Source organism: Moorena sp. SIO4G3, assembly GCF_010692305.1.
GTDB classification, from domain to species: domain Bacteria; phylum Cyanobacteriota; class Cyanobacteriia; order Cyanobacteriales; family Coleofasciculaceae; genus Moorena; species Moorena producens_A.
The window spans coordinates 1-11,472 of sequence record NZ_JAAHIG010000084.1 but is presented as its reverse complement, the minus strand read 5'-3'; the positions used below and the strand labels follow the sequence as shown (position 1 = coordinate 11,472).

Below are 11,472 nucleotides of genomic sequence, written 5' to 3'. Positions count from 1 at the left end.
ATGAAATTTCCTGATGGCCCAAAAACCCCAGCCTTGCTACAGTCTATTAATCTCATAGTTAATCCTCTCAATTACTTAGAGGATTGTGCTAAACGCTATGGAGGTATCTTTACAATAGGTTTTTTGAACTATCCTCCAACGGTGGTTGTCAGTCATCCCCAAGGCATGAAGGCGCTATTTACAGCCAGCCCACAAACCTTTAAGACAGCCGAAGCTATGCAAGAGTTACCAGAGACTTTTTCAGGTAAAACTGCACTAACCACGATAGATGGCGATCCTCACAGACGTCTAAAACAAATGTTAATGCCCGCTTTTCATGGCGATCGGATGCGAGCTTATAGCCAGTTGATTTGTGACATTACTCAGCAACAAATGACGCAGTGGAAAAAAGGAGAACGCTTTGACGTTCAGGGTTCCATCCAAGATATCTCACTGCAATTCATTATCCGTGCTATTTTTGGGGTAAATGAGGAAGCGAGCTTTCAACAGCTTAAGCAAACATTGATTTCACAGCTGAAGTTGTCGAGCAATCCTTGGGCCTCTATCATTTTTTACTTCCATACCCTACAGCAAGATTGGGGGCCTTGGAGTTTATGGGGGCGTTTTGTGCGCCTTCGCCAGCAGGTTGATGACATAATTTATGCTGAAATTAAGCGACGTCGGGATAATCCAGCGTTATTAGGTCAAGATATCCTTAGCTTAATGATGAGTGCTCGCGACGAGCAAGGCGAGCCGATGACAGATGAGGAAATGCGTGACAATTTAATTACATTATTAATAGCAGGTCATGAAACTACTTCTATAAGCATAACATGGGCTTTGTACTGGATTCACCGCTTGCCAGAGGTCTATGAGAAGCTTATGGCTGAATTAGAAACTCTTGGCGATAATCCAGATTCAAGTGCGATTACTAAGCTTCCCTATTTGAATGCCGTCTGTCACGAGAGCCTACGTATATACCCCCCCGTTATTTTGGCATCGTTTCGTATTGCCCAAAAGCCTGTAGAAATTATGGGCTACCAATTTGAACCAGGTACATTCATTTTGCCTTGCACATATTTAACTCACAGGCAAGAAGATTTATATCCAGAACCGAATCATTTTAGACCAGAGCGTTTTTTGGAGCGACAGTTTTCTGCTTATGAATTTGTGGCTTTTGGTGGCGGAAGTCGTCGGTGTATTGGATATGCGTTGTCTTTGTTTGAAATGAAATTAATCCTGGCTAGGATTCTCACTAACGTAAAACTAGCCCTACCCAATAACCGTTTTCCTAAACCTGTACGTAGCACTTTTACTGTTGCACCATCCCCAATATATCTCATTCCTGCCTAAAAGCTATTCTGAAAAACCTAGAATTAATAACGAATGGTACTGTAGATGGTGAGTGTCGGCTTTCAAAGTTTGATAACACAATCGTAAGTTTGATACCAAATCCGCTTGTCAAAACCCCTTTATGAATATCGACTAAATCTTTGTATGTCAGTAATGTAGGGCTATGCGGATAAGGGGGGTATGGGAAAAGGATTTGGTATGAGTCCTTATTATGGGACGATTACGGACTATGTTAAAACATTATGATGTTATAAAAACAATAAATGAGCTTCGCGAAATATATACTTTTATACCAGTTTTAACTAGCGATTACTTAATGATAAATACTTGGATTAAATTACAAAATTTACCAAGTTTTGGTGATAACGATGTCGTTATTCAAAAGTACTTTTAATTTGACGACAAACCTTACGATCCATCATCATATGCCTGTAAAGGTGCCCTAGTATATAGATTGACAAATAATAAATATTTATTGATGTATTTCCACTTGAAAAATGTTGTATTCCAAGTCGAAAATAAATTGATAAATATTGGTGTATAAGAGATCGTTATTGAAACATTCTGAGTAACTCATAAGTTACGCAACTGGCACAGTGCGTACGCCGTAAATTATAGTAAATTGGTACTATAATTTAGTCAAGTCTGTCATCGGAAGGTTGAGGAGTTTCACCGGGAATTAAAACAATTGACTGGTATTGAATCATGCCAATGTCGTAAGGGTCGTATTCAAAGAAACCATATTGCTTGCGCTATTTTAGTTTGGCTCAGACTAAAAAATTTGGCTTATAAAAGTGGTCAAACAATTGATAAAATTAAGCATGGGCTCTTTTCCAATTACTTAATTAACCAACTAAAACGTCCCGACATTACTATGTCTATAGTTTAGTTATTAGACCATCGTCGTGGTCTAGACCCACCATTAATTGTGCCAGTTGCGTAAGTCCTAGTATTGATTAATTTTTCACCTCTGAAGACTTCCGCTTTTCCGTCCACAATCATACAATCATATAGAGGTGATCACCAGGGGCTCCCTCCTGACAAAGAATGTCTCCAGGTTGAGCATAGACTGGTTTGAGGTAGGGAACTATAGCTTACTTTTCCTGGGAGGGAATATTTGGCATCACCTCCACGTGGGCAATGGGATTGAGTAAATCAGATACCTGTTCCTGAGTATGTTCAATGAAATAGCGACGAATAGAGGCAGGTTTGCGTAGGAAACCACCCTGCTGGTCGATATATGTGGTAATTCCAGTAAACAGGCTACCCCCCGCTAGGAATCCTAGTAGGAGGGGTAAAAATCCACCATTTTCGTAAGCAGGTATGGTGATTTCAAATGCGATCGCACAAATTAAGGTACCACTACCAAATGCCATGATGGCAGCAGAAACAGTGCGGTTTGGCTGCCAGAAAACTCCAACTAAGGCTCCCAATCCCAAGCTCGAAGCTCCTAATATACCTTGAAAAAATGCGGCGGTTGCCATAGGCGGCTGGCTGCTTCCAATACTGCTTATTTTATAGCTGCATACAATAGCTGGATACAAAGGATGAAGTGTGAAGACAAAAGCCATGGATAGCAAAATTCAGCCCTTTTGCTTTCAGCCTTCAACTTTCCATCTTAAACTTTCAGCCTTCATCCTTTGATTGGTAGGTCATTATGGATAGAGGAATACGGAATAGTGTAGTGGCTAGTTTGGATAAGCCAAACTTAAATTTCAGGGATTTGGGTAAGTCTTGCCAGGATACTGACACAAAACCGAAACGGGTGTAAAATGGCGTCAGCCAACCCATGCATTCGAGATAAAGAGGCTGAGTTGCCTCTTTGATTAGATTTTCCATAAGATAACTCCCCAAGCCCTGATTGCGCCACTTAGGTGCCACAACCAAACTCCCCAATTCTTGGGCATCGGGAAAGTTGCGCAATTGTCCACAAGCCACCACACGCCCCTCAAATTCAATCACCCGAAACTGAGTCCAACGTAACTGGGTAGGCTCTAGTTTAGCAATCAGAATTAATTTAAGAATTGCCCAGGTATCCTGAGCACAGGCAGGCCGGAAAATGCATCCTGGTGGTAAGGATGGAGATGGTTTAGTCATCAGCTGTTGTGAATTGAATTTTTGTTCATGGTTGACCATCAAGCGTCAACCGTCAACCGTCAACCGTCAAACCTCAACAAACAACCAGTCAACAACAGACCCTCAGCATGTCAATTTATCAGTTACCAATTTCATAGGTTAGTTGTGATCTCCGTCAGCGCTGACCCAATACAATTATTGCTACACTCAAAGAAAATTCTGACTGAATGCAAGAGACTGCTCAATATTCCTGTGCCTATTGTGGTGAAACCAATTTGACCTTTGTAGATCTAAGCGCTGGTGAACAGCAATCCTATATCGAAGATTGTCAAGTCTGCTGTCATCCAAACATTTTGTATGTAAGGGTGGATCAAGAAACTCTCGATATTGAGATTGACAGCGATTATGATGGCTAACTAAAAGGCAGATTGACCCAAGTTCACTCTTGGTAAGGATTTATGATGAGATTTGTGGCTAGCATGGTGCGTCTACCAAGGACCTTGCTACTGATAGGGACAGTAGCGAAGCTCACCCATTTGCTCAATCTTAAGGTAAATGCCCATGCCCACTCATGCGCTATTATGCTCCAAGCAGTTGCTAGGGGGACTATACGTTAACGAAGAGGAGGAACACTCGGTATTTCCTCTGAAACATACAGAGGTTTATGCCAAAATCACTGGTCACATCTCACGGGTAGAGGTGACACAGACCTTTGATAATCCTTTCAGCGAACCCTTAGAAGCGGTCTATATATTTCCACTACCAGATCAAGCGGCGGTGGATGAGATGGAGATTAAATTAAGCGATCGCATAATTGAGGGCAATATCAAAAAACGGGAAGACGCTCAAACTATCTACGAGCAAGCTTGCAGTCAGGGGCGGACTGCGGGACTCTTAGAGCAAGAACGGGATAATATTTTTACTCAATCTCTAGCTCACATTAAACCAGGGGAGCAAATTGAGGTCACCCTTCGCTATACCGATCAGCTACAGTTCCAGGGGGGTAATTATGAATTTGTCTTCCCAATGGTAGTTGGCCCCCGTTTCATCCCTGGTACTCCCATTGATGAGAGTGGCGATACTGACTGCGTTCCCGATGCTTCCCGAATCACTCCACCCTTGATTCCGCCAGACATGCGCTCAGGTCATGACATTGGAGTAACTATCGATATTGACGCTGGAGTAGCAATTACAGAGGTTTGTTCTACCTCCCATCAGATTAACATTGAACAACTCAACATTGAACAAAAGGGGCAAATCCTGCGGGTCAAACTGAGTCAGGAAGATACGATTCCCAACAAAGACCTGATTCTACGCTATGGGATTGCCAAGGAGCAAACTCAGACAACAGTACTTACCCACGCAGATCAACGGGGCAATCATTTTGCTGTGTATCTTATCCCCGCGTTGGACTATAGCATCGATGAGATTGTGCCAAAGGATGTGGTGTTCTTAATCGATACCTCTGGTTCTCAAATGGGGGATCCTCTGCTAAAGTCTCAGGAATTGATGCGTCGGTTTATTAATGGACTCAATCCCAAGGATACCTTTACCATTATTGATATTTCAGATACTGCTACCCAGCTATCTACCAAACCCTTATCGAATACCCCCCAAAACTGTAGAAAGGCGATTAACTACATCAATCAATTAAAAGCCAACGGTGGTACTTATTTACTCAAAGGTATTCGTAACTTGCTGAATTTACCAGCTGCACCAGAGGGACGACTACGGAGTATTGTACTGCTAAGTGATGGCTACATTAGCAATGAGAATCAGGTACTAGCAGAAGTACAGCAACAGCTTAAACCTGGAAATCGCATCTATAGCTTTGGTGTCGGCAGTTCTCCGAACCGCTTTCTGCTGAATCGCTTAGCTGAAATTGGACGGGGAATAGCTAGAATCGTGCGTCAAGATGAACCAACTGAAGCAGTAGCGGAACAGTTTTTCCGTCAAATTAATAACCCAGTGCTAACCAATATTCACGTTACCTGGGAAGGCTCAGGGGAAGCAATAATTTATCCCAATCGCACTCCGGATCTATTTACCCAGCAGCCTTTGGTTATCTGTGGACGTATTTCTCCCATTCAAGAGTTCCAGGCAGAACAGTTGCAGGTTAGCAACTTGAAAACCCCTACTAGTGCTCTCAGAATTACGGCTACTAGGGTCGATGGTAGTTACTACGAGAAAAGATTTAACCTCAATTTCGATCAAGCCGACAATCCAGCCATTGCCCAGCTTTGGGGTAGAGCAAGGATTAAACACTTGATGCAGCAAATGTTGAGCTGTGAAACTAAAGCTGGGGTAGAGGCAGTGACGGAAACAGCGTTGAGTTATCAACTATTGTGCCAGTACACCGCTTTTGTTGCTGTCAGTGATCAGGTACCGGTTGCAGGTGAAAGCCACCTCATATCGATGCAAGTACCAGTAACAATCCCAGAAGGAGTTAACTGGGAAGGCATGATCAAAAGTACTTTTGCTAGTGCAATTCAGGATAGACTCAGGCTACAAAAGTGGCGTTCAGGGTTGAGAGCAGAGGATAAGGGGAGCAGGAGACAAGCAGGAATTGACATCAATTCCAAATTATTGCCTCATGACCAGGGGAAAAAGGGGACACCAAAGAACTCTAAGATCAACCGATCGTTACTGTTTTCCCTCTCTCCCTTGTCTTCTCCCAACACCTGGTCTTCTCCTATCCCAAGGTCTGTCCTACCAATAAGTGAATATAGGAAATTAGGGGTTAAAACCAAAGCTTGGATTCAACAGTCAGAGTATAGGCAAAACAGGTACCACAAATCTCAGCTAACCAATGATAATGATAATCTCTATGCTGCCGGTAAGGCATCAGAAATTATCCCTCAGGAGTATATTACTTCTAAGACACTTCAGGATAGAAAAAATCCTAATGATAATCTCTATTATAGTCATCAGGAATCAAAAATTATCAATGAGGACTATTTAGCCAATCAATCACCAGATAATTTGGAATTGAATAATTTTGAATTGACCTTGGTCTGTCCTAGATTGATTCAAAAGGTGAAGTCAGAGATATTAAGCTCAGCGGCAATCAGCCATCACAGGTTACAGTTGGTCAGAGTTAAGGGATTAGATGAAATAGGAACAACTTGTTTAACTCAACACCTGCAACGGTTGAACCTACCCCTAGGGGTAGCTGGTGAAATTGTCTTCGAGTTCCTAGTGCGTAGAGGTCGCGTGATCAGGGTGATGTGGGATGAAGCAGCCTCTACCCTGACGGAATCCCAAATGATTGATTTGATTAAGCGATCGCTTTCTTGTTGGCGAGTTCCCCAAACCTCTGTCAAGAGCGTGTGTTTAACCTTACGGATTACCGAAGGTGCAACTCAATGACATCTTGCTTAATCGTGAGATCATAATCTTGATAGAAATTGTGTCCTAGCAGTCCAATTGACAGGGATGGACTAACAGCAACTAGTAGGTTGTTAGCCACAATCCCTCCTGCGGCAGCGGAGGTCAAGCGACCCAGGGGTACGTCAACTGTACCATTAGCTGTATCCATCGTGGCAGTTCCTTCTGGCTTCAATGCCAAAGCTTTTGCCATTTTTGGGGTAATTGTCACGACGGATGCTCCTGTATCAACCACCATTTCAAAGGTTCGTTTACCATTAAAAGTGACATCAATCACAGGAGTGTTATAGACTCGACGTTTGATCGGGATTGTAATCACTCCTGAACTGTTTTGCTTTGAAATGCCGCAAAGTTTGCCAAGGTCAATCAGATTGCCATTGGCATCCCGCATGAAACAGGGTAAATCGATTTGAGCGTTAGAAACAGCAGGAGTCAGGGTGCTGGTTGTGATTACAAATAATGTTGTTAATAGTTGGATTGGTAAATAGGGTTTCACCTGATTTATCTACTCCAGTATTTTTGATTAGTACAAACTGTTAGTAAGTATTAAGGCTGAAGGCTGAATCGGTAATTAGGGTTTGCTGAAAAAGTCTTTTGGTAAGGGATTGAGTCAGGAGTCAGGAGTCAGGAGTCAGGAGTTAGGAGAATTATATAGAAGGTAGTCCGAAGAATTCTCCCTTGATTTTTCTGCCCTTGTCTGCCCAAAATCCTAACTTTTTGAGCTTTTTGGACCGATTTGCTTGCACTTTTTTCGAACCAAAAAGGCGAAAACCTTTATCTGTCAATGCGCATGAGAGTTAATCAGCAAGCCCTAATTATCGCCTAATCCTAGATTACCCAGGGAAACTCTTAAACCAACACTACTTATAGATAGAGTTTATAGCTAATACGTGACATACTCCCACACTCACCTTTTCAGGTTGAGTGTGGGCTTCTTTCCAACTCCAGCCAACGCTATCGGGCTTTGCCCGACGCTACGCGAACGGTTGCTCGGAAAGCTTATTAGAGTCGATGTCCGGTATTATCCGGAGCACCTCTCCTTCAAAGCCGTGCGTGAGACTTTCACCTCACACGGCTCCTAGATTCTCTCAACCTCTCGGCTTGCCTAACGGCAGGCTCCAGTGAATTTGCTGGTGGCAGCTTTGATGAACTGCTACTAAGTTCTTTAGCTTCCAATTGTCGTGGTTTCCATCAATGTGGTGGAGATGTACAGATTCGTCGCAATTGAACATTAATCCGCAATATTCACAGGAATGGTTTTGTCGTTTCAAAGCCCTGGACGTATGATTGTCGTAGAGCTTACTTTTCCGTCTGCTCCAATGGACTAAGTCTCCATCATAGGGGGACTTAGTCCCTGCGACCATAGTGTGTCCGAAACGTTTCGTCCTTACTGTGGGGAATGCCTTTTTACATAGTTCCACTGCTTCATAGCGGTTCACTTTCTTTTCCTTGAGGAATTTCTTTTTCGCCGCTTTTTCGAGGAACCATAGACTGTCCCGAGAATTGCTCATATCACACCATTTGTGATAATTTCGCCATCCTCTTACAATGGGGGCTAGTTTTTTGGCTTTGACCTTAGCACCATAATTCGAGCTGTTGACTACGGTTTTAATCTTCTCGCGTATTTTCCTATGATTGTCCGCTGAGGGTCTACATTGGAGTGTTCCGCTTGTCTTGACTCGCATATGCCAGCCAAGGAGACGAAACCTTAGAATAAAGAAGCCTTAATTAATAATTTTTAACCCTTTTTTGCATAGTCTGTCCCCTGTAAAGGCTTCTTTATTCTTACGGTAACTTCATAGGAAGTCAAATCCGTCTGTCGTTTTGGTTATCTTGGTCTTCTCTTGACTGATTTTGAGACCTCGTTCTTCTAGAAAAAGTTCTATTTTTCTAAGGATTTTCCCTGCGTCATCTTTTGGTTTCAAAAATATCACCATGTCGTCCGCATAGCGGACGGATGGATGGATTTCTTCTATTCCATCAAGTGCGATATTGGCTAGAAGGGGGCTGACCACTCCTCCCTGTGGGGTTCCTTGTTCAGGGAATTCTGGGCTGGTGCCAGCTTTTAAACATCTGAAGACCCCTATCTTCACATGCGCTGGTGCTATCAACCTATCCATGATGGATTCGTGAGAGATGCGGTCAAAACACTTCTTGATGTCTAGTTCAATTACCCTTTTGGTGATGCCCTTTTTTCCTTTATTCAGGTTAGTGAATACGTACATTTGGGCATCATGCGCACTTCGCCCAGTCCTAAACCCGTAACTCCGAGCGTGAAAGATAGCTTCCTGTGCAGGTTCGAGGGTATATTTTACTAGGCATTGCCATGCTCTGTCAGCGATGGTTGGTATTTTGAGCATTCGGATTTTCCCATTCTTTTTAGGGATTGGTACTTCCCTTAGTCCACTGTGAAACCAGGTGTGGCCATAGTGGTTCAGCTTATTTACCAACTCGATTCGCTCTCGGTAGTTGAGGCTTTCCTTTCCGTCAACTCCGGCAGTGCGTTTTCCCTGATTTAGCTGAGTCACTTGACGAACGGTTAGAAGTTACCGCAAGAAGAGTGGAGCCTTTACAGTTTGAGGTTCTTGCGCAAAAGGGTTAAAAATTATTAATTAAGGCTCCACTCTTCTAAGGTTTCATCTCCGGCCAAAAGTTGAGCTGAACGGGATTTCATAACCAGTTTCTGTAAAGACCGAGCTTTCCTCAAGTCGCCAGCTTGAACTGCTTTATATATTCTTCTTTGTAGGCGGAATAAGTTTTGGCGGAGTTTCTTCCACTTCTGACTTTTCCATAGTTCGCTATGTTTATTCATGGGTCTAACCATACTCTACTTTGGTTGAACATATTCTGAGAACCCGTGCCCAGTTTTGAGCACATCTTACCCGACAGTAGGGATTAGACTTGGCATAGTTTACCGGGGTTTCGACCATTTCCCAGACCTATCGTTGCTGTCGTTTTTACTCGTTCCATCCTGAAGATTGTTTTGGCGATTTAGGTCAGTTCAATTTGCCTATTATCCTCTCAGAGATTACGGATATCGTAGTAACAACTCCGTGAGAGTAGAGAATTTCTTCCACATGTTTTATTCAGGTTGTGGTTGCCGCCTTAGACACTTTTCTAGAACTACTTAGACCATGTCGCCTCCCCGTTAGCTAAGCGTGTTGCTACCTGCTTTTGGTCAACTGATTGCGCCCTGTTACCAGCGTCACTCTGTGAGTTGCCGCTCACTCGGTGTGGTCAGATAGGGAGTCACTTGTCTCTCCAAGGGTGGGACTTTCACCCACATCTTTAGGATAGTTAGGATTTTGAGGTTATACCTCGCGAATCCCCCTAATCATACCCCTCTCTACTACGAGAGGCTCCTATTAGGAACGAGCCGCACTACTACCGACGGGATGCCCCACCGCCAAATTTAATATATTAATTGCCGCGTTCACATCTCTATCTGCTGTGTATCCACAATGTGGGCATTGACACTCCCCGCTTTAAAAAGACGGGGATTCTTAGATCTACGACCGGCCTTAAACCTTCGTATCCTTGCGGCAGTACCTAAACCGAAATCCCGTCAAGACTAAGATTTTAGTTTAGTTTACGAAAGACCCAGCGGGCTGGTCTCCCTAAGCGTTTAGCTACTTATTGAGAAGTGCCTTATAGAGTCCGTTGCTTCCCTGTTTCACGTAGGTTCCGGCGTGCCCCGCCGTACCATTGTTTTCTCAAGTTGTGTCTTGCTGGGTTCACACACCGATTGGTAGTCGATGGTTGGGTTTTTAAGGAGGATTTTCCCTACCCTCCGGGCATTACTACTTTTAGGTCAATAAGTTACGGGTCTCTCTCCCGGCTCAGCCTCGGTTTTTCAGCCTGTACCCTATACTTTGATTATACTATGGCGCTAACGTAGTGTCAACTTTTTGATAGAAGTCCTTTTTACGGCGACTAAAGTCGCTATGAGCTTTCATCCCCGGTTTAAAAACACGGGGCTTTCAGCTTTGGGAGTTCCGTAATGAATGCGGTCTTTTAGTTTCTTTGGTACCTTTTTGCCACAATTGGAGCAGTTTTGGCTGGTATTCCTGGGGTTTACTGCTTTCGTGACCAACCCAGCATTTAAGGCCGTAGGCCACGCTACGCGAACGGCTTTGGTTGACAGGATAGACAGAAATTGACCCCAACCAGCATCTAGGATGGATTTGGCTATTTTAGTCCTCGCCAAACCCTTAATATTTAATTTTTCATGAGCTACCAAATCATGACTATCTAGAAGCTCTTTCGCTGTCTTGAAATGGAAATCTTTTCTAGTGTCGGCTACTTTTTTGTGAGCTTTTCCCAGTTTGACGACAGCTTTCTTTCTATTATTACTGCCTTTCTTGGATCTGCTGACAGCTTTCTGGATTTTCTTTAGTCGTTTTTGAGCTTTCCGATAGTATTGAGGGATTGGTACCTCGGAACCATCAGATTTTATTAAGAACGACTTGAGACCCATGTCTATCCCGACAGGATTAGAAACGCTATCTACTGGGATAACATCAGGAACAGAATCGTCTTGAATGGACAGCGATTACGGTCGATGCTGGGGATTAGCCCAGGCACCTCCGCTCCAAAGCCATACGTGAAAGTTTCCCCTCATACGGCTCCTAGATTCTCTCAACCTCTCGGCTTGTCAATAGACTTGCTCCAATGAAT

General features: G+C 43.4%; 7 protein-coding genes and 3 pseudogenes. 3 read left to right on the top strand and 7 right to left on the bottom strand.

Going from position 1 to position 11,472, the window contains the following annotated elements; genetic code table 11:
* On the top strand, nt 1-1,332 hold the full coding sequence (locus tag F6J99_RS16855; protein WP_293113923.1) for a cytochrome P450: 1,332 nt from the start codon (nt 1-3) through the stop codon (nt 1,330-1,332).
* Between the two features lie 1,094 nt (nt 1,333-2,426).
* Here the strand turns inward: F6J99_RS16855 and F6J99_RS16850 are convergent.
* The gene (locus F6J99_RS16850) at nt 2,427-2,816 is read right to left on the bottom strand and encodes a hypothetical protein (protein ID WP_293113922.1); all 390 of its coding nucleotides are present in this window, start codon (nt 2,814-2,816) and stop codon (nt 2,427-2,429) included.
* A gap of 142 nt (nt 2,817-2,958) precedes the next feature.
* Nucleotides 2,959-3,429, bottom strand: coding sequence for a GNAT family N-acetyltransferase (locus F6J99_RS16845; RefSeq protein ID WP_293113921.1), 471 nt, complete (start codon nt 3,427-3,429; stop codon nt 2,959-2,961).
* Between the two features lie 206 nt (nt 3,430-3,635).
* On the opposite strand from F6J99_RS16845, the gene F6J99_RS16840 reads away from it, so the two are divergent.
* Both F6J99_RS16840 and F6J99_RS16835 read left to right on the top strand, forming a co-directional pair.
* Entirely contained in the window at nt 3,636-3,824 is a 189-nt protein-coding gene (locus F6J99_RS16840) for a CPXCG motif-containing cysteine-rich protein (RefSeq protein WP_070392182.1), read from the top strand.
* A 139-nt stretch (nt 3,825-3,963) separates the two neighbouring features.
* A complete protein-coding gene (locus tag F6J99_RS16835; protein WP_293113920.1) occupies nt 3,964-6,777 on the top strand; it encodes a VIT domain-containing protein in 2,814 nt (937 codons plus the stop codon).
* On the opposite strand, the gene F6J99_RS16830 is transcribed toward F6J99_RS16835, so the two are convergent.
* The 5 genes and pseudogenes from F6J99_RS16830 to F6J99_RS16805 form a co-directional block, all read right to left on the bottom strand.
* Nucleotides 6,755-7,291, bottom strand: a complete 537-nt coding sequence (locus F6J99_RS16830) for a retropepsin-like aspartic protease (protein WP_293113919.1) — start codon at nt 7,289-7,291, stop codon at nt 6,755-6,757. The genes F6J99_RS16835 and F6J99_RS16830 overlap by 23 nt on opposite strands.
* 592 nt (nt 7,292-7,883) lie before the next feature.
* A pseudogene (locus F6J99_RS45615) lies at nt 7,884-9,341 on the bottom strand (reverse transcriptase domain-containing protein); the annotation flags it as partial.
* A 62-nt stretch (nt 9,342-9,403) separates the two neighbouring features.
* Entirely contained in the window at nt 9,404-9,607 is a 204-nt protein-coding gene (locus F6J99_RS16815) for a reverse transcriptase N-terminal domain-containing protein (RefSeq protein ID WP_293113917.1), read from the bottom strand.
* Between the two features lie 553 nt (nt 9,608-10,160).
* Nucleotides 10,161-10,244 (bottom strand): annotated as a pseudogene (locus F6J99_RS16810) (hypothetical protein); the annotation flags it as partial.
* Between the two features lie 551 nt (nt 10,245-10,795).
* Nucleotides 10,796-11,347: pseudogene (locus tag F6J99_RS16805) on the bottom strand (transposase); the annotation flags it as partial.
* Nucleotides 11,348-11,472: the final 125 nt, after the last annotated feature.

Excerpts from the sequence above, each read along its gene's own strand:
- F6J99_RS16840 (WP_070392182.1), top strand. The coding sequence starts at position 3,636 with ATGCAAGAGACTGCTCAATATTCCTGTGCCTATTGTGGTGAAACCAAT.
- F6J99_RS16855 (WP_293113923.1), top strand. The coding sequence starts at position 1 with ATGAAATTTCCTGATGGCCCAAAAACCCCAGCCTTGCTACAGTCTATT.
- F6J99_RS16850 (WP_293113922.1), bottom strand. The coding sequence starts at position 2,816 with ATGGCAACCGCCGCATTTTTTCAAGGTATATTAGGAGCTTCGAGCTTG.
- F6J99_RS16835 (WP_293113920.1), top strand. The coding sequence starts at position 3,964 with ATGCCCATGCCCACTCATGCGCTATTATGCTCCAAGCAGTTGCTAGGG.
- F6J99_RS16815 (WP_293113917.1), bottom strand. The coding sequence starts at position 9,607 with ATGAATAAACATAGCGAACTATGGAAAAGTCAGAAGTGGAAGAAACTC.
- F6J99_RS16845 (WP_293113921.1), bottom strand. The coding sequence starts at position 3,429 with ATGACTAAACCATCTCCATCCTTACCACCAGGATGCATTTTCCGGCCT.